14 protein-coding genes are annotated in these 18,930 nt (G+C 73.1%); 11 read left to right on the top strand and 3 right to left on the bottom strand.

Features of this window, described 5'->3' with window-relative positions; all coding sequences use genetic code 11:
• Positions 1-10: 10 nt before the first annotated feature.
• Positions 11-772 carry a hypothetical protein gene (locus N7925_RS27390; protein WP_265602080.1) on the bottom strand — a complete coding sequence of 254 codons (762 nt, stop codon included), beginning with the start codon at positions 770-772 and terminating at the stop codon, positions 11-13.
• Positions 773-860: 88 nt separating this feature from the next.
• On the opposite strand from N7925_RS27390, the gene N7925_RS27385 reads away from it, so the two are divergent.
• The 8 genes from N7925_RS27385 (at position 861) to N7925_RS27350 (ending at position 12,675) form a co-directional block, all read left to right on the top strand.
• Complete coding sequence (locus N7925_RS27385) at positions 861-1,643, top strand: adenosylcobinamide-GDP ribazoletransferase (protein WP_265602079.1); 783 nt, start codon at positions 861-863, stop codon at positions 1,641-1,643.
• Positions 1,644-1,855: 212 nt separating this feature from the next.
• Positions 1,856-3,403, top strand: a complete 1,548-nt coding sequence (locus N7925_RS27380; protein WP_265602078.1) for a leucyl aminopeptidase — start codon at positions 1,856-1,858, stop codon at positions 3,401-3,403.
• A gap of 369 nt (positions 3,404-3,772) precedes the next feature.
• On the top strand, positions 3,773-5,161 hold the full coding sequence (gene lpdA / locus N7925_RS27375; RefSeq protein ID WP_007451187.1) for a dihydrolipoyl dehydrogenase: 1,389 nt from the start codon (positions 3,773-3,775) through the stop codon (positions 5,159-5,161).
• Between the two features lie 62 nt (positions 5,162-5,223).
• Positions 5,224-7,083 (top strand): 2-oxoglutarate dehydrogenase, E2 component, dihydrolipoamide succinyltransferase, encoded by a 1,860-nt coding sequence (gene sucB / locus N7925_RS27370; RefSeq protein ID WP_274345475.1) that lies wholly within the window; start codon positions 5,224-5,226, stop codon positions 7,081-7,083.
• Between the two features lie 308 nt (positions 7,084-7,391).
• Complete coding sequence (locus N7925_RS27365; protein ID WP_265602075.1) at positions 7,392-8,015, top strand: GntR family transcriptional regulator; 624 nt, start codon at positions 7,392-7,394, stop codon at positions 8,013-8,015.
• 310 nt (positions 8,016-8,325) lie between these two features.
• Positions 8,326-10,998, top strand: coding sequence for a pyruvate dehydrogenase (acetyl-transferring), homodimeric type (gene aceE / locus N7925_RS27360; protein WP_274345474.1), 2,673 nt, complete (start codon positions 8,326-8,328; stop codon positions 10,996-10,998).
• A gap of 109 nt (positions 10,999-11,107) precedes the next feature.
• Positions 11,108-12,091: a helix-turn-helix transcriptional regulator gene (locus N7925_RS27355; RefSeq protein WP_274345473.1), complete on the top strand. Its 984-nt coding sequence runs from the start codon at positions 11,108-11,110 to the stop codon at positions 12,089-12,091.
• Positions 12,092-12,153: 62 nt separating this feature from the next.
• Entirely contained in the window at positions 12,154-12,675 is a 522-nt protein-coding gene (locus N7925_RS27350; RefSeq protein WP_265602072.1) for a DUF4240 domain-containing protein, read from the top strand.
• A 21-nt stretch (positions 12,676-12,696) separates the two neighbouring features.
• Here N7925_RS27350 and N7925_RS27345 read toward each other — a convergent pair whose 3' ends face one another.
• On the bottom strand, positions 12,697-13,224 hold the full coding sequence (locus N7925_RS27345) for a GNAT family N-acetyltransferase (RefSeq protein ID WP_274345472.1): 528 nt from the start codon (positions 13,222-13,224) through the stop codon (positions 12,697-12,699).
• 62 nt (positions 13,225-13,286) lie between these two features.
• Here N7925_RS27345 and N7925_RS27340 point away from each other — a divergent pair, with 62 nt between their 5' ends.
• Both N7925_RS27340 and N7925_RS27335 read left to right on the top strand, forming a co-directional pair.
• Positions 13,287-14,186, top strand: coding sequence for a TIGR01777 family oxidoreductase (locus N7925_RS27340; RefSeq protein ID WP_274345471.1), 900 nt, complete (start codon positions 13,287-13,289; stop codon positions 14,184-14,186).
• 352 nt (positions 14,187-14,538) lie between these two features.
• On the top strand, positions 14,539-15,933 hold the full coding sequence (locus N7925_RS27335) for an FAD-dependent oxidoreductase (RefSeq protein ID WP_274345470.1): 1,395 nt from the start codon (positions 14,539-14,541) through the stop codon (positions 15,931-15,933).
• A 48-nt stretch (positions 15,934-15,981) separates the two neighbouring features.
• Here the strand turns inward: N7925_RS27335 and N7925_RS27330 are convergent, their stop codons facing one another.
• Entirely contained in the window at positions 15,982-17,595 is a 1,614-nt protein-coding gene (locus N7925_RS27330) for a regulator (protein ID WP_274345469.1), read from the bottom strand.
• Between the two features lie 335 nt (positions 17,596-17,930).
• On the opposite strand from N7925_RS27330, the gene lipB reads away from it, so the two are divergent.
• Positions 17,931-18,764 (top strand): lipoyl(octanoyl) transferase LipB, encoded by an 834-nt coding sequence (gene lipB / locus N7925_RS27325; RefSeq protein WP_274345468.1) that lies wholly within the window; start codon positions 17,931-17,933, stop codon positions 18,762-18,764.
• Positions 18,765-18,930: the final 166 nt, after the last annotated feature.

Genomic DNA, 18,930 nt, shown 5'->3' with positions numbered 1-18,930 from the left:
GCCCGGGCCCTCAGGACCTGGGCGCGGGCGGCGGGACGCGGTCCGGGGCGCCGCCGATGAGGTCCTGGAACTTCCGGCGCGGCCCGGCCCAGCGCACGTCGTGGTGGTAGGCCCGCAGCAGAGCCCGGGAGCGGGCCCGGTGGCGGTGGCGGTAGAAGCGCCTGGCCCAGGGCGAGGTGGGGCGGGCCAGCCGGATCGCGCCGACCAGCGCGACGAGGGGGACGAGGGTGCCGAGCACCGCCATCCGCAGCTTGCCCTTGAACAGGGCGATCAGGACGAAGCAGAAGTTGATCGCGTAGGTCGTGATGAGGCCGAGCCTCCCCTGCTCCTCCTCGTCGGTGACGTCGTCGACGCCGAGCGGCGAGAAGCCCGCCAGGACCAGCGCCACCAGCGAGAAGGTCAGCACGACCACCTCCACGCTGCGGCGGCCCTCCTCGGTCCAGTACACGTCGTCCAGATGCAGGATCAGGGCGAACTCGTCCAGCACCAGACCGGCCCCCACCCCGAAGACCACCGCGCAGATCCCGGCGGCCAAGCCGTGCCGCCCGGCGGCCACCGCGCCGAAGCCGCCGATCACCGACAGCACGACCCCGGGCACCACGTGGTGGATGTGCACCCCGCCCGGCGTGATGTCGCGGAACGGGCCCTTCCCGGCGCGGATCATGCGGGTGATGGTGCGGGTGATCGCGAAGGTCAGGACGAAGGCGGCCAGCGCGAGGAGCAGCGGCATCTTGCCCGGCTCCGCGATGTTGTCGTGCCACCAGTGACCCATGCCACCCACTCCCGTTACGTCAGGTTTCGCGGCGATTGGCGCGTTTCGCCCAATCTATCGGTGGGGCCCAGCGGCTAGCCTGCCCGCGGTGACCTCCCTGAACAGCCACGGCATACGTTTCGCCTTCGGCACCCTGACCGTTCTGCCCGTCCGCGTGACCCGCTGGGACCGTGCGACCGCCCGCTCCGGAATGCTCTGCGCCCCGCTCGCCGGGCTCGTCGCGGGGCTGCTCGCCGGGGCCCTCGGCTCGCTGTCGCTGCTGGCCGGCTCGGGGCCGCTGCTCGCGGCGGTCGCCTCCGTCGCGGTGCCCGCCGCCCTCACCCGGGGGCTGCACCTGGACGGCCTGGCGGACACGGCGGACGGCCTCGGCAGCGGAAAGCCGGCCGAGGACGCACTGCGGATCATGAAGCAGTCCGACATTGGGCCGTTCGGTGTCATCACGCTGCTGCTGGTCCTGCTGACCCAGGTCGCCGTCCTTTTCGAGCTGTACGGGCAGGGCTGGGAGCACGGGGCCCTCGGGGCCGTCGTCGCGGGCGTCGCCGCCCGCCTCGCCCTGACCCTGGCGTCCCGTCAGGGCGTCCCGGCGGCCCGGCCGGAGGGGCTCGGCGCGGTGGTGGCGTCCACCGTCCCGGCCGGATGGGCGCTGCTCGCGGCGGTGGTGACGGTGGCGCTGTGCGCGGCGGCGGGCGCGCCGCTGGGCCCGTACGGGGCGCTGCACCACGCGCTCGCGGTGCTCGTCGCGCTCGCCGCGGGCGAACTGCTGCTGCGGCACTGCGTGCGGCGGCTCGGCGGGGTCACCGGGGACGTCTTCGGGGGCGTCGGGGAGACGGCGGCGACGGCGGCCCTGGTGGCGCTGGCGCTCGGGACCTGACGGAGGGGCACATCGGCGGCCGTGCTTCCCGGGCCGTTCCGGACCGCCGTAACGGTCGGAAAAGGTCCCGGAAGCCCCGCCGCCGTCACGGAGCAGGAACCTCGCGCGTAGGCTCATTCCCGGCACATCGTCGGGGCGTCTACGATGCGCCGGGCACGGTCGGCCCACCCCTCGACCGAACTCGAACTCAACGGAAGCGAGATTTCACCACCGTGACTGCTCTCACTCTCAGCACTGCCGGTGCGGCGACGCTGCGCGCCGACGCACTCGTCGTCGGCGTAGCCAAGGGCGTCAAGGGCCCGGTCCTCGCGCCCGGCGCCGAGGACGTGGACAAGGCGTTCGACGGAAAGCTCGCCGCCGTCCTCGCGACCCTGGGTGCCACCGGTGCCGAGGGCGAACTGACCAAGCTGCCCGCCGCGTCCGGCCTCAAGGCCCCGGTCGTCGTCGCGGTCGGTCTCGGTCCGGTCCCGGACAAGGAGGACGCCTACGACGCCGAGGCGCTGCGCCGCGCGGCGGGCACCGCGGCCCGTGCGCTGACCGGCTCCAAGAAGGCCGGCTTCGCGCTGCCCGCCGCCTCCGTCGAGGACGCCGCCGCCGTCGCCGAGGGCGCGCTCCTGGGCGCGTACGCCTTCACCGCCTACCAGGGCGGCGAGAACAAGCTCGCCCCCAAGGACGCGAAGTCCAAGGACAGTGGCCCGAAACTGCCGCTCGCCGAGGTGGCCCTGCTCGGCGCCAAGCCGCGCGACAAGGCCTACAAGGCGGCCGTCGAGCGCTCGCTGGCCCTGGTCGAGGAGATCAACCGCGCCCGCGACCTGATCAACACCCCGCCGAACGACCTGTACCCGGAGTCCTTCGCCGCCGTGGCCACCGCCGCGGGCAAGGAGCACGGCGTCAAGGTCCAGGTCCTCGACGAGAAGGCCCTCGTCAAGGGTGGCTTCGGCGGCATCCTCGGCGTCGGCCAGGGCGCCGAGCGCGGCCCGCGCCTGGTGAAGCTCGCCTACACGCACCCGAAGGCGGAGAAGACCCTGGCCCTGGTGGGCAAGGGCATCACCTACGACTCGGGCGGCATCTCGCTCAAGCCGGCCGGCCACAACGAGACGATGAAGTGCGACATGGCCGGCGCCGCCGCCGTGTTCGCCGCCGTCGTCACGGCCGCCCGCCTGGGCCTGAAGGTCAACGTCACCGGCTGGCTGGCGCTGGCCGAGAACATGCCCTCCGGCAACGCCACCCGCCCCGGTGACGTGCTCCGCATGTACAGCGGCAAGACCGTCGAGGTGCTCAACACCGACGCCGAGGGCCGGCTCGTCCTGGCCGACGCGCTGACCCGCGCCTCGGAGGAGAAGCCGGACGCGATCGTCGACGTGGCGACCCTGACCGGCGCGATGGTGCTGGCGCTCGGCAACCGCACCTTCGGTGTGATGGCCAACGACGACGCCTTCCGCACCTCGATCCACGAGATCGCCGAGGAGGTCGGCGAGCCTTCCTGGCCGATGCCGCTCCCCGCCGACCTGCGCAAGGGCATGGACTCCCCCACCGCCGACATCGCCAACATGGGCGAGCGGATGGGCGGCGGCCTGGTGGCGGGCCTGTTCCTGAAGGAGTTCGTGGGCGAGGGCATCGCCTGGGCGCACCTGGACATCGCGGGCCCCGCCTTCCACGAGGGCGCGCCGTACGGCTACACCCCCAAGGGCGGCACCGGCTCCGCGGTCCGCACCCTGGTGCGGCTCGCCGAGCGCACCGCCGACGGCGACCTCGGCTGAGTTCCCGCCTTCCGTCGCGTACGGCCCCGGGCATAGGTCCGGGGCCGTACGTGTTCTCGGAGCGTAAGCGGCAAGGATGAGCGGAACAGGCCGGATGGGGGACGGAGGGCGAGCGGGTTTCGCTCTCGACGAACACCGGCCGAAACCGTAGGTATCTACGCAGCAGTAACCCTCCGGGACGGACGATCATCCGTCCCGGACCCGGGCCCCGCGTCCCGCCCACCGTCGACAAGTGCGAAGATGGGTTCTCGGCAGGACAGGGCCCCCACCACAGGGCCGAAGACAGAAGCGGCCGCACACCAGCCGACCGGCCGGTCACACCCCAGCCATGGGGCCCGGCGTACGGCGCACATGCATGGAGGACGTGACGTGGCGAACGACGCCAGCACCGTTTTCGACCTAGTGATCCTCGGCGGTGGCAGTGGCGGTTACGCCGCGGCCCTGCGCGGAGCGCAGCTGGGCCTGGACGTCGCCCTGATCGAGAAGGGCAAGGTCGGCGGCACCTGCCTGCACAACGGCTGCATCCCCACGAAGGCACTGCTGCACGCGGGCGAGATCGCGGACCAGGCCCGCGAGTCGGCCCAGTTCGGCGTGAAGGCGACCTTCGAGGGCATCGACATGGAGGCCGTCAACAAGTACAAGGACGAGGTGATCTCGGGCCTGTACAAGGGTCTCCAGGGACTCATCGCCTCGCGCAAGGTCCACTACATCGAGGGTGAGGGCAAGCTCTCCTCCCCCACCTCGGTGGACGTGAACGGCCAGCGTGTCCAGGGCCGCCACGTGCTGCTGGCGACCGGCTCCGTGCCGAAGTCGCTGCCCGGCCTGGAGATCGACGGCAACCGGATCATCTCCTCGGACCACGCGCTGAAGATGGACCGCGTCCCGAAGTCCGCGATCGTGCTGGGCGGCGGCGTCATCGGCGTCGAGTTCGCCTCGGCGTGGAAGTCCTTCGGCACCGAGATCACCATCGTCGAGGGCCTCAAGCACCTCGTCCCGGTCGAGGACGAGAACAGCTCCAAGCTTCTTGAGCGCGCGTTCCGCAAGCGCGGCATCAAGTTCAACCTCGGCACCTTCTTCGACAAGGCCGAGTACACCGAGGACGGCGTCCGCGTGACGCTCGCCGACGGCAAGACCTTCGAGGCGGAGCTGCTGCTCGTCGCCATCGGCCGCGGCCCGGTCTCCCAGGGCCTGGGCTACGAGGAGCAGGGCGTCGCGATGGACCGCGGCTATGTCCTGGTCGACGAGTACATGCAGACCAACGTCCCGACGATCTCGGCCGTGGGCGACCTCGTCCCGACCCTCCAGCTCGCCCACGTCGGCTTCGCCGAGGGCATCCTGGTGGCGGAGCGTCTCGCCGGCCTGAAGACCGTCCCGATCGACTACGACGGCGTGCCCAAGGTGACGTACTGCCACCCCGAGGTCGCCTCCGTCGGCATCACCGAGGCCAAGGCCAAGGAGATCTACGGCGCGGACAAGGTCGTCGCCCTCAAGTACAACCTCGCGGGCAACGGCAAGAGCAAGATCCTGAAGACCGCGGGCGAGATCAAGCTCGTCCAGGTCAAGGATGGTGCCGTGGTCGGCGTCCACATGGTGGGCGACCGCATGGGCGAGCAGGTCGGCGAAGCCCAGCTGATCTACAACTGGGAGGCGCTGCCCTCCGAGGTCGCCCAGCTCATCCACGCACACCCGACGCAGAACGAGGCGATGGGCGAGGCTCACCTGGCGCTGGCCGGCAAGCCTCTCCACGCCCACGACTGATCCCCCGGTCCCGGGCGCGACGACCGACCACTTCCGCAATTTCGTAAGGAGCAACTGAAACCATGTCGGTTTCCGTAACCCTTCCGGCGCTCGGCGAGAGCGTCACCGAGGGCACTGTCACCCGTTGGCTGAAGGCCGAGGGCGAGCGCGTCGAGGCCGACGAGCCGTTGCTCGAGGTCTCGACCGACAAGGTCGACACCGAGATCCCGGCCCCCGCGTCCGGTGTTCTGGCCTCCATCAAGGTCGCCGAGGACGAGACCGTCGAGGTCGGCGCCGAGCTGGCCGTCATCGACGACGGCTCGGGCGCTCCGGCCGAGGCCGAGGCCCCGCAGGCCGAGGCTCCCGCAGCCGAGGCGCCCGCCGCCGAGCCCGCCTCCACCCCGGCCCCGCAGGCCGAGGAGGCGCCCACCGCCCCGTCGACCGAGACCGAGGCTCCGGCCCAGGCCCCGACCGCCGAGGCGACCACCGGCGGTTCGTCCGCCGAGGGCACCGACGTCACCCTCCCGGCGCTCGGCGAGAGCGTCACCGAGGGCACCGTCACCCGCTGGCTCAAGGAGGTCGGCGAGGAGGTGGCCGAGGACGAGCCGCTGCTGGAGGTCTCGACGGACAAGGTCGACACCGAGATCCCCGCCCCGGTCGCCGGTGTGCTGCTGGAGATCGTGGTCGGCGAGGACGAGACCGCCGAGGTCGGCGCGAAGCTCGCCGTCATCGGCGCTCCGGGCGCGGCCCCGGCCGCCGCTCCGGCGCAGCCCGCCGCCCCGGCCCAGGAGGCCCCGAAGCAGGAGGCCCCGAAGGCCGAGGCGCCGAAGCAGGAGGCCCCCGCGGCTCCCGCCCCGGCCCCCGCCGCTCCGGCCGCCCCCGCGGCTCCGGCTCCGGCCGCTCCGGCTCCCGCCGCTCCCGCTCCGGCCCCGGCGGCTCCCGCCACCCCGGCTCCGGCGCAGCCCGCCCCCGCCGCCCCGGCGCCGGCCGCTCCGGCCGCGCCCTCCGGTGACGACGGCGCGTACGTCACGCCGCTGGTCCGCAAGCTCGCGTCCGAGAACAACGTGGACCTGAGCGCGGTCAAGGGCACCGGCGTCGGTGGCCGTATCCGCAAGCAGGACGTCGTCGCCGCCGCGGAGGCCGCCAAGGCCGCCGCAGCCGCTCCGGCCCCGGCCGCTGCTCCGGCGGCAGCCAAGGCGCCGAAGCTGGAGGCGTCGCCGCTGCGCGGTCAGACGGTCAAGATGACCCGCATGCGCAAGGTCATCGGCGAGAACATGATGAAGGCGCTGCACTCGCAGGCCCAGCTGACCTCGGTCGTCGAGGTCGACATCACCAAGCTGATGAAGCTGCGCAACCAGGCGAAGGCCGCCTTCCTCGCCCGTGAGGGCGTCAAGCTGTCCCCGATGCCGTTCTTCGTGAAGGCGGCGGCCCAGGCGCTGAAGGCCCACCCGGTCGTCAACGCCCGGATCAACGAGGACGAGGGCACCATCACGTACTTCGACTCGGAGAACATCGGCATCGCCGTGGACGCCGAGAAGGGTCTGATGACCCCGGTCATCAAGAGTGCGGGCGACCTGAACATCGCCGGCATCTCCAAGAAGACCGCGGAGCTCGCGGGCAAGGCGCGTGGTGGCGGCCTGACGCCGGACGACATGTCCGGCGCCACCTTCACCATCACCAACACCGGTTCGCGCGGTGCGCTGTTCGACACCGTCATCGTGCCCCCGAACCAGGCGGCCATCCTGGGCATCGGCGCCACGGTCCGCCGTCCGGTGGTCATCGACCACCCGGACCTCGGCGAGACGATCGCGGTGCGCGACATGACGTACGTCGTGCTCTCCTACGACCACCGTCTGGTGGACGGCGCGGACGCCGCCCGCTACCTGACGTCGGTCAAGGCGATCCTGGAGGCGGGTGAGTTCGAGGTCGAGCTCGGCCTCTGAACTCCCCTGCTGTAACCAGCCTCACCAGCGGCGCCCCCGTCCGGAACTCATCCGGGCGGGGGCGCCGCCGTATTGTCTAGGACGGAGTGGCACGTGGAGGGTGGAAAAAGGAGCGAGGCTGGGTGCGTGCAGCTGCAAGGCGGAGGATTGAGGCATGGCGGAGCCATGGTGATTGACGACAACGCCGCAGATGCGCGTGCCCAGCCCCGCGACGCCGCCCTCCACGTGCCGCTCCGTCCGACACCACAGAAGGCCTACCGCCGCCGTGATGATGTAGGCAGCACCGGTCTGCCCTGAAGGAGCCCTCCATGACCCCGCCCGTCGTCCACTCGCTGCGCGAACAGATCCGCGAGCACATCGTGGAGGGGATCGTCAGCGGGCGCTGGAAGCCGGGTGAGCGGATCGTGGAGCGCCGCATCGCCACCGAGCTGGAGGTCAGCCAGACGCCCGTGCGCGAGGCGCTGCGCGAGCTGGAGACGCTCCGGCTCATCGAGTCGGCCCCCAACAAGGGCGTCCGCGTCCGCAATCTCACCGCGGCCGATCTGGAGGAGAGCTACCCGGTCCGGGCCGGCCTGGAGCAGATCGCGGCGGAGCTGGCGGCCCCGCGGCTCGGCCGGGACTGCTCGGCGCTGGCCCCGCACGTGGCCGCGCTGTACGAGGCGGACCGGCTGGCCGACGGCGAGGCGCAGGTGCGGCACACGGTCGGCTTCCACCGGGAGTTGGTGCGGGCGGCCGGGAACGCGGTGCTGCTGCACACCTGGGAGGGGCTGGGCATCGAGGTGTTCACCGCCCTGTCGATCCGCTGGCTGGGCACGGTGCAGAAGTCGTACGCGGAGGAGCACCAGACGCTCATCGACGCCTTCCTCGCCGAGGACCCGGGGATCGGGGCCCTGGTGAAGGCGCACGTGCTCGGCTGCGCACCCCGCGCCTGAGCCTTCCCGGCGCCTGCGAGCTTCCCGGCGCCCCTCGCCCGGCCACCCCTGCGAAGCGCCGATCATCTGGCGCCCAGCCTGCTCTTCCGTGCAGGTCAGCGCCCTATTTGCACGCTATTTCGCGTCACTCCGTGCCCCCATTCGAGGCACCCCATGCCACTTTTCTTCGTATCGAGAAGTTTTACCTTCAATCCTTTGATCGATCATCGATCAGCGCCTTACAGTTCATCTCGCGGGCCCACCGGCCCCATCGCCCTGTCCTGCCAGCCAGGGCCTTCTCCACCCCCCTCCTCTCCGGAAGGCGGCGATCATGACCGACCCCGTAGGAAAGCTTCCGAGCGAGCTCGACCAGCTCCCGGACCGTGACCCCGAGGAGACCGCCGAATGGGCGGCCTCCCTGGACGCCGTCACCCAGGCTGCCGGCCCGCACCGTGCCGCGTACCTGATGCGCCGCTCGCTGCAGCACGCCGAGGGCGCCGGTCTCGCGCTGCCCAAGCTGCTGGAGACCGATTACGTCAACTCCATCCCGACCGCCGCCGAGCCCGCGTTCGACGGCGACCTGGAGATGGAGTCGAGGATCACCGCGTGGAACCGCTGGAACGCGGCCGCGATGGTGACCCGGGGAGCCAGGTACGGGGTCGGCGGCCACATCGCCACCTTCGCCTCGGCCGCCTGGCTCTACGAGACCGGCTTCAACCACTTCTTCCGCGGCAAGGAGGGGGACGGCTCCGGCGACCAGCTCTACATCCAGGGCCACGCCTCCCCCGGCATCTACGCCCGCGCCTTCCTCGACGGCCGGCTCAGCGAGCGGCAGCTGGACAACTTCCGCCAGGAGACGGGCGGCGACGGTCTGCCGTCCTACCCGCACCCGCGGCGGCTGCCCTGGCTGTGGGAGTTCCCCACCGTGTCGATGGGCCTCGGCCCGCTCTCGGCGATCTACCAGGCGCGCTTCAACCGCTATCTGGCCAACCGCAACATCAAGGACACGGCCAACTCGCACGTCTGGGCTTTCCTGGGCGACGGCGAGATGGACGAGCCCGAGTCGACGGCCGCCCTCGCGCTGGCCTCCCGTGAGCAGCTCGACAACCTGACCTTCGTCATCAACTGCAACCTGCAGCGCCTCGACGGCCCGGTCCGCGCCAACTTCCGCGTGGTCCAGGAGCTGGAGGCGCAGTTCCGCGGGGCCGGCTGGAACGTCGTCAAGACGCTCTGGGGCAACGCCTGGGACGAGCTGTTCCAGCTGGACACCACGGGCGCGCTGCTGCGCCGCCTGCGGGAGGTCCCGGACGCGCAGTTCCAGACGTACGCCACCCGCGACGTCGCCTACATTCGCGAGCACTTCTTCGGCGCCGAGCCCGCGCTCGCCGAGCTGGCGAAGCTCCTCACGGACGCGAAGATCGGCGAGTGTTTCTACACCTCGCGCGGCGGCCACGAGGCCCGCAAGGTGTACGCGGCCTACCGCGCGGCCGTCGAGCACAAGGGCGCGCCGACGGTGATCCTGGCCCAGACGGTCAAGGGCTACACGCTCGGCAAGGGCTTCGAGTCCAAGAACGCCAACCACCAGATGAAGAAGCTGTCGATCGACGAGTTCAAGGGCATGCGCGAGCTGCTCGGCCTCCCGATCCCCGACAGCGCCTTCGAGGACGGTCTCGTCCCCTACGGCCACCCCGGCGCCGACTCCCCCGAGGTCCGCTACCTCCAGGAGCGCCGTGCCGCCCTCGGCGGCCCCGCCCCGGCCCGCCGGATGCACGCTTCCGCTCCGCTTCCGCAGCCCGAGGAGCGCGCGTTCAAGGCCCTCTACAAGGGGTCCGGCAAGCAGGAGATGGCCACCACCATGGCGTTCGTCCGCCTGGTGAAGGACCTCATGCGGGACAAGGAGACCGGCAAGCGCTGGGTGCCGATCGTCCCGGACGAGGCCCGTACCTTCGGTATGGAGTCCCTCTTCCCGTCCGCCGGCATCTACTCGCCGCTGGGCCAGACGTACGACCCGGTCGACCGCGACCAGCTGATGTACTACAAGGAGGCCAAGGACGGCCAGATCCTCAACGAGGGGATCACCGAGGCCGGGTCCATGGCCGACTTCATCGCCGCCGCCACGTCGTACGCGACGCACGGCGAGACGATGATCCCGTTCTACATCTTCTACTCGATGTTCGGCTGGCAGCGGACCGGCGACCAGATGTGGCAGCTCGCCGACCAGCTCGGCAAGGGCTTCATCGTCGGCGCGACGGCGGGCCGTACGACCCTGACGGGTGAGGGCCTCCAGCACGCGGACGGCCACTCGCACCTGATCGCGGCCACCAACCCGGCCTCGCTCAACTACGACCCGGCGTTCGCGTACGAGGTCGCGGTGATCGTCAAGGACGGCCTGCGCCGGATGTACGGCCCCGAGGCCGAGGACGTCTTCTACTACCTGACGGTCTACAACGAGCCGAAGCCCCAGCCCGCGATGCCCGAGGGCGTCGAGGAGGGCATCGTCAAGGGCCTGTACCGCTTCAAGGAGGGCACGCCCGCGAAGGCGGACGCGCCGCGCATCCAGCTGCTCTCCTCCGGTACGGCGATCCACTGGGCCCTGGAGGCCCAGGAGTTGCTGGCCGCCGACTGGGGTGTCACGGCCGACGTCTGGTCCGCCACCTCGTGGGGCGAGCTGCGCCGCGACGCGCTGGAGGCCGACGAGGCGCTGCTCCGCGGTGAGCAGCGGGTCCCGTACGTGACGCAGGCGCTCTCCGGCGCGCCGGGCCCGGTGCTCGCGGTCAGCGACTGGATGCGCCAGGTCCCGGACCAGATCAGCCAGTGGGTGGAGCAGGACTGGTCCTCGCTCGGCACGGACGGCTTCGGCCTCTCCGACACCCGCGCCGCAGCCCGCCGCCACTTCGGCGTCGACGCCCAGTCGATCGTGGTGGCCTCGCTGGCCCAGCTCGCCAGGCGCGGCGAGGTCCCGGCCTCCGCGATCAAGGAGGCCCGGGAGCGCTACGGGCTCTGAGCCGTCAGCCCGACCCCGACCCCCGGTCGCCGGGGCGGAAGTGCCCGACAGCGCTTCCGCCCCGGCGGAAGCGCTGTCGGGGGGGCTCCGCTGCCGCCACAATGGGCCCATGCGCGCTGCCCGGCTGATCAAGATGGTGCTGCTCCTGCAGGCCCGCCCCGCGATGACCGCCGCCGAGCTGGCGGCCGAGCTGGAGGTGTCGGAGCGTACGGTCACCCGGGACGCGCAGGCGCTCTCCGACGCGGGCGTCCCGGTGTACGCGGAGCGCGGCCGGACCGGCGGCTACCGGCTCGTCGGCGGCTACCGCACCCGGCTGACCGGCCTCGCCCGGGACGAGGCGGAGGCGCTGTTCCTCTCCGGGCTGCCCGCCGCGCTGCGCGAGATGGGGCTGGAGGACGCGGCGTCGGCCGCCCGCCTCAAGGTGTCGGCGGCGCTGCTGCCCTCCCTGCGCGACGCCTCCTCCTCCGCCGCCCGGCGCTTCCACCTGGACGCCCCCTCCTGGTACCACGAGCCGGAGACCCCCGAACTGCTGCCCGTCATCGCCGACGCGGTCTGGGACGACCGGCTGCTGCGGGCCCGCTACCGCGCGGGCGGGGGCCCCGAGCGGGAGGGGACCGAGGTGGCGCGGGAGCTGGCTCCGTACGGTCTCGTCCTCAAGGCCGGCGTCTGGTACCTCTGCGCCCGGGCGGGCGAGGACTTCCGGGTCTACCGGATCGACCGCTTCACCGCCGTGGAGCCCGCAGAGGAGCGCTTCGACCGGGACGAGACCTTCGACCTGCCCGGATTCTGGGAGGAGCGGGCCGCCGGGTTCGCCCGGTCCCTGCTGCGTACCGAGGTGACCGTACGGGTGTCCGAGCTCGGGGCGCGGATGCTGGCGCACACCGGTGACCGGGCGGCGGCCGCCACCGCGCTCGCGGAAGGCTCCGAGCCGGGCCCGGACGGCCTGCGCACCCTCACGCTGCCGGTGGAATCACTGGACGTGGCCTACGGCCAGCTGCTGGCACTGGGACCCGAGTTGGAGGTCCTGGCGCCCGAGTCGCTGCGGATCCGGTTGGCGGACGCCGCCGAACGCCTGCGCGAGATGTATCGCTGAAAGGCTTCAATTCGGTGTCTGCGCGTGCGGGAGCCCCCGGCAGGCTGGATGCTGGACCCGTGATGGACGAAACGGAATTCTGGGAGATCATCGACAGCACCCGCGAGGCCGCCGAGGGCGACCCCGAGGACCACGCCGACCTGCTGGTGGAACGGCTGGTGCAGCTCGATCCCGATTCCGTGCTGGACTTCGCCCGGCACTTCGAGGCCCGCTACAACCGCGCCTACCACTGGGATCTGTGGGGCGCGGCGGCCGTGCTGCTGGGCGGGGCGAGCGACGACGCGTTCGACTACTTCCGCTGCTGGCTGATCGGCCAGGGGCGGGAGGTCTTCGAGGGGGCGCTGCACGATCCGGACGGCCTGGCCGAGCTGCTGGAGGACTTCGACGAGCAGATCGACGGGGACGGCGAGGAGCTGGGCTACGCGGCCGACGAGGCGTACGAGCAGCTCACCGGTGTGGTCGCGCCGGACCTGGGGCTGCCGCCGCAGGCCGCCGAGCCGCTGGGCTCGCCGGTCGACTTCGAGGACGAGGAGGCGCTGGCCGCCCGCTTCCCCGAGCTGTGGGACCGCTTCGGGCCCCGGTAGCTCCCGTCCGCCCCCGGCGGCTCAGGCGGGGCCGAGCGAGCGCCCCATGCAGACGTCGTCGACGTAACGTCCGTTCAGGAAGAACTCCCCGGGCAGCACCCCTTCGACGGCGAAGCCCTCGGCGGCGTACAGGGCGCGGGCGGGGTCGTTGTGCGCGAGCACCCGCAGCGTGATCCGGTTGGCGCCCTGGCGGCGGGCCTCGGCGAACGCGGCCCGCACCAGGGTCCGCCCCACGCCGGTCCCGCGCGCCCAGGTCGCCACGGCGAGGCCCCGGATCTGGCGGACGTGGGCGTTGGCGGCGAGCGGGGTGGGCGGGACGAGACGTATGTACCCGGCGATGCGGGGTGAGCCGCCCTCCGTCTCCGCGTCCACCTCCACCACGAGGAAGTCCTCCGGCGGATACCGCTCCCCGAAGAACGGCTCGTACGGGGGCGTCGGCCGCGGCAGGACCGCGTGCAGCGTCGACCAGGTGGACCGGTCGAGCTCGGCGAGCTGGTCGTCGTCGGCGGGCACGGCGGTGCGGACGGGGCAGAGGGTGAGTGCGGCCATGGGGTCACTTTGCCACGCGGTGCCCCCGGTGTTCGAGGCGTTTCATGGGGCAGGATGGGCCCATGCCGAGCTCCCGTATCGCCGTCAGCGGATCGTCCGGACTCATCGGAGCGGCGCTGGTGCGCTCGCTGCGCGCCGACGGGCACGAGGTGGCCCGCCTGGTGCGCCGCCCCGCCAGAACCGGCGACGAGGTCGAGTGGGACCCCGAGCGGAGTTACGTGGACGTGGCCGGCCTCGTCGGCTGCGACGCCGTCGTGCACCTCGCCGGGGCCGGGGTGGGCGACCACCGCTGGACCGACGCCTACAAGCGGGAGATCCGGGACAGCCGGGTCCTGGGGACCTCCGCCGTCGCCGAGGCCGTCGCCTCGCTCGACACCCCGCCCCGCGTGCTGCTCGCCGGGTCCGCCATCGGCTTCTACGGCGACACCGGGGACCGCCCGGTGGACGAGGGCGCGCCGCCCGGGGACGGGTTCCTGCCCTCGGTCTGCGAGGGGTGGGAGGCGGCCACCGCCGCCGCCGAGGAAGCGGGCGTCCGCACGGTGCACGCGCGGACCGGGCTGGTCGTCGGGCGCGAGGGCGGGGCCTGGGGGCGGCTGTTCCCGCTGTTCAAGGCGGGGCTGGGCGGGAAGCTGGGCAACGGCCGCCAGTACTGGAGCTTCATCGCGCTGCACGACCATGTCGCCGCGCTGCGCCACATCCTGGACACCGAGGCGCTGACCGGCCCGGTGAACCTGACCGGGCCGAAGCCCGTCACCAACGCCGAGGTGACCGCCGCGATGGGGCGGGTGCTGCGCCGCCCGACGCTGTTTTCCGTGCCGGCGCCCGCGTTGCGGCTCGCGCTCGGTGAGTTCGCGGAGGACGTGCTGGGCAGCCAGCGGGTGATCCCGGCGAAGCTGCTGGACTCCGGCTTCTCGTTCGCCTTCCCGGGCATCGACGGGGCGATCCGCGCCGCGCTGCGCTGATCCGGCCGCGCGTCCACCGGTCCCTCACGGCCATGCGCCGTATCTCGCGCGGCCGACCGGTCGCGGTAGCGGTTTCTCGCGGGGGCCACCGGCCGCGCTCGCGGTTTCTCACGGGGGCCACCGGCCCCGCTCGCGATTTCTCACGGGGCCGACCGGGCGCGCTCACGGTTTTCTCGCGAGGCCGACCGGTCGCGCCGGGGGCGCGTGTGCGACCCCGTGCCCCGGTGCTCCCCGGCACGCGCGTCTGACCCAGTATCAGCCATCCTCCTAGCCTCGTTGCGAACTCCGGCATTCCGGGGGCCTGTTGGGGGCAAGAGCCTCCCACCAGTCGCACCGACTCGGGGAGGGGCACGTGCGCAGCACGGCACACCACGCAGACGTGATCATCATCGGGGCCGGAATCGCCGGCCTGTCGGCGGCCCACCTGCTCGTCCGGGCAGGGCTCGGCGTCCGTGTCCTGGAGGCCGAGCCCCGGGTGGGCGGCCGGCTCACCACCGACGAGGTGGACGGGTTCCGGCTCGACCGGCTCGGCCCGCTCCTCTGCACGTCCTGGCCCGAGCTGACCGGCACCCCGGGGCTCGGCGCTCCGGAGCTGCGGGAGTTCGCGCCGGGCTTCCTGGTCCACAGCGAGGGCCGCCGCCAGCTCACCGGCGACATACGGAGCGCGAGGGGCGCACTCAAGGCAGTGCGCACCCGTTCGAGCGCCCCCCGAGCCACCCGGGCTTCCCGTACGCCCTGGGCGCCGCAGAGCGCGTACGGGCACGAGCGCGGCGCCCCGGCGCGCGGGGGCGGCCGGGGCGCCGTGGTGACCGGCGCGATCGACCGGGCCCGGCTGGGCGCGGCGCTGTCCCGGTTGGCGGCCACCCCTCAGGCCCGGCTCCTGGCCCGCCCGGAGCGGACCGTCGTCGGCGCCCTGCCCGGCGTGGGCCTGCCCGCCCGTACGGTGGACGGCGTCCTGCGCCCCCTGCTCACGGCCCTGCTCAGCGACCCCGTCCTCACCACGTCGAGCCGGCGCGCCGATCTCGCCCTGCGGGACTACGCACGCGGCGGCCTGTGCGTACCGGCGGGCGGGTCGTACGCGCTGCCGGAGCTGCTGGCGGCCGCGCTGCCACCGGACACGGTCCGGACCGGGGTGCACGTCACGGCCGCCGACATCACCTCCGTACGCACCAAGGAGCACGGTGAACTGGGATGCCGCTCCCTGTTGCTGGCGACCGGCGCGGGGGCCGCGGCCGAGCTGCTGCCCGGTCTGCGGGTGCCGTCCTTCCACCCGGTGACGGTCCTTCACCACACCGCGCCCGCCCCGCCGCCCACGGGCAGGTCGCTGGTGCTGGACGGCGACCGCTCGGGCCCGGTGGCGTACACCGCGGTGATGAGCGAGGTCGACCCCTCGCGGGCGCCGGAGGGCCGGACGCTGATCACCTCGACGGTGCTCGGGACCCCGCCGCCGGACCTGGGCCGCTCGGTGCGGGCGCACCTGGCGGCGCTGTACGGGGTGCCGACGGACGGCTGGGAGCTGCTGGCGGCCCATCACGACCCGGAGGCGGTGCCCGCGATGGAGGCCCCGCACGATCCGCGCCGCCCGGTGCGGGTGCTGGCCGGGCTGTACGTGTGCGGCGACCACCGCGACACGAGCACCGTCCAGGGCGCGCTGCACTCGGGGCGGCGGGCGGCCGAGGCGATCCTGACCGACCTGGCGGTCCCGGGCACGCACGAGGGAAGCCCGCGCCTGCCGGAGGCCGCGTGACACAACCGGCCGCGCCCCTTGCCGTGCCCCAACCGCGCCCCGGCCGGGTCAGCCGAGGGCGGCGACCCGGTCGCGGTAGCCGCGTACGGCGACCGCGTCCCGGTAGGGCTCCAGGCTGCGCTCGAAGGCGCGTACGTACTCCGTGGCGCGCACCGAGCGCATCTCGGCCGCCTGCTGGGCCGCCTCCGCGCCCAGCAGGCAGGCCTGGTCCAGCTCGCCCAGACCCAGCCGGGCCGAGGCGAGGACCACCCGGCAGAACAGCCTGCTCCGGGCGTACGCCGGTGCGCGCAGTTGGAGCGACCGCTCGGCGTGCTGGGCGGCGGCCCGCCACTGCTGGAGGTCGCGATGGCAGTGGCCCAGCTCGTCGGCGAGCTGCGCCTCGTCGAAGGTGCGGGCCCAGTGCGGCACCTCGTCGCCGGGGCGCGCGGTCGCCAGGGCGTGTTCGGCCCGGGTCAGGGCGGCGGTGCAGGAGCGCGCCTCACCGAGCACGCCGTGCCCGCGCGCCTCGACCGCGTGCAGCAGCGCCTGGACGAGGAGCGGGGCGGCCGAGCCGACGCCCTGCTGGGCCACGCGGGCGAGCTGCACGGCCTCCCTGCCGTGCCCGAGGTAGACCGCCTGGCGGCTCATCGTGATCAGGACGTAGGCGCCGTACGCACGGTCGCCGGCGGCCTGGGCGAGTCGCAGCGCCTGGACGAAGTACCGCTGGGCCAGGCCGTGGGCGGCGATGTCGTACGAGGTCCAGCCGGCCAGCCGGGTCAGGTCGGCCACCGCGGCGAACAGCCGCCGTCCGGTGGACTCGCCGTAGGTGCCCCGGAGCATCGGCTCGGCCTCGTGCTCCAGATACCGCACGAGGGCCTGCCGGGCATGGCCGCCGCCGTAGGCGTGGTCGAGGGTGCGGAACAGCTCGCCGACCGAGCGCAGCGCGGCGACGTCCCCGCCGCCGACCCGCTGGCCGGGGCCGCGGTCCGTCTGGCGCTGGCGCGGGACCATGGGCAGCGCCCCGGTCCCGGGCGACGCCCCGGCGGGCGGATGCGTGGCGGGTGGATGCGTAACCGAAGGGTGGGTGGCGGACGGGCCCGGGGGCGTGGGCCGCCCCGGCCCGATGGCCGGGCGCGGGAGCCCGCGGGCCTCGGTGCGCGGCGCCCCGTCCGGGCGGCCGGGCGAGGGGGCCGCGGCCTCTCCCCCGGCCCGGCGGGCGGCGGCTCCGTCCCGGGCCACCCATTCGTCGGCCCGGCCGATCAGCCAGTCACGGCTGGGGACGACGAGCCCGGCCGGGGTGAAGGCGATCTTGCGCAGCTCGACGTGGGTGCCGGAGTCCTTGCGCCAGAGGCCGCTGACGATGTCGACCGCCTCGGTCGGGGTGGCCGCGAACTCCAGCCCCGCGTAGACGGGCGCGCAGGCGTCGAGCCCGAGGTCCTGCGCGGAGAGCCGCCGCCCGAGCCGCCGGGTGAACACCTCGGCGATCAGCGCGGGCGTGGTGCCGCGCGGCTGCTGCCCCCGCAGCCAGCGAGTGACCGAGGTTTTGTCGTACCGCAGGTCGAGGCCGTGTTCGAGGCCGAGCTGATCGACCCGGCGGGCCAGGCCGGCGTGCGAGAAGCCGGCTTCCGCGATGAGTGAGGCGAGTCTGCGGTTGGGCGTGCGCTGCGGGGGTCGTTCCGACATCAGCTGTACGGTCTCCTGCCTTCGGGGCCGGACGGGCAGCCCTCATGGGAACGGCGCGAATTTAGCGGCCACCGGAGCGGTGACAGCCACCCTTTGCTCCACGTTCATCCGATCGTGTGAGGATTCCGGGCGGAGCTGACGGAAACGTCCGGCCCGTGGGCGGCCCGGGCCGGGGCCGCGGCCGTCCCGGGACCGGCCCCCCGCACCTGCCCCCGCACCTGCCGGGGGGCCGTTCGGGCGGCGGTCGTACAGTGGATGCGGGCGCGATCAGTGCAGGGTTCCGACACCCCGGGGACACCCCTCCGGGCACCCGGGACCCACGTAGGGAGGCATCGGTGAGCGAACTGCGGTTCGTCCGTCTGGGCTTCGGCGAACAGGCCGTCGCATACACGGAGGCTTGGCAGAAGCAGCGCGAGGTGCACGCCGACCGGTTCGAGGACCGGGTGCCGGACACCTGTCTGCTCCTGGAGCACCCGCCCGTCTACACCGCGGGGCGTCGCACGGCGGAGAGCGAGCGTCCGCTGGACGGCACCCCGGTCATCGACGTGGACCGCGGCGGGAAGATCACCTGGCACGGCCCCGGGCAGCTCGTCGGCTACCCGATCCAGAAGCTGCCGCGCCCGGTCGACGTCGTCGCGCACATCCGCCGGCTGGAGGACGCGCTGATCCGCACGGCCGCCGACTTCGGCGTGGAGACCTCCCGGGTCGAGGGCCGCAGCGGCGTCTGGGTGCTCGGCGACCCGGTCGCCCGGCGCCAGGCGCTGGGCGGCCTCTCGCTGGACTTCGACCCGAGGCTCCAGGACGAGGAGTTCGACCCGCGGCTGAACGGCCCCGAGTACGCCCCGTCCAACGCCGGCCAGCGCCGCGAGGACCGCAAGCTGGCCGCGATCGGGATCCGGGTCGCCAAGGGCGTCACGATGCACGGCTTCGCCCTCAACGTGAACCCGGACAACACCTGGTTCGACCGGATCGTGCCGTGCGGCATCCGCGACGCGGGTGTCACGTCCCTCTCCAACGAGCTGGGCCGGGAGGTCACCATCGAGGAGGTGCTGCCGGTCGCGGAGAAGCACCTGCGGGACGTCCTGGAGAACGCGGAACTCGCGCCGCGCGTGATCGAGCGGCCGGAGACCACGGCCACGACCACGGCTCCGACTCCGGCCCCCGCCTAGGCGTGCACAGGCCGTATCGGCCCTACCGGCCCTACCGGCCAGTAGCCCCGACCGTCGCCACCGGCCGGGGAATAGGCCCCGTCGGCCGCAGGTTGGGCAGGCGTAAGGCCGTTTGATGTACGGGCGTACCCTGGTGTTCGCCAAAGAATCCCAAGCGATTCCCTCG

Source organism: Streptomyces sp. CA-278952 (genome assembly GCF_028747205.1).
Taxonomy (GTDB): Bacteria; Actinomycetota; Actinomycetes; order Streptomycetales; family Streptomycetaceae; genus Streptomyces.
Note: the sequence above shows the minus strand (reverse complement) of the source record. Positions and strands in the feature narration are given on the sequence as shown.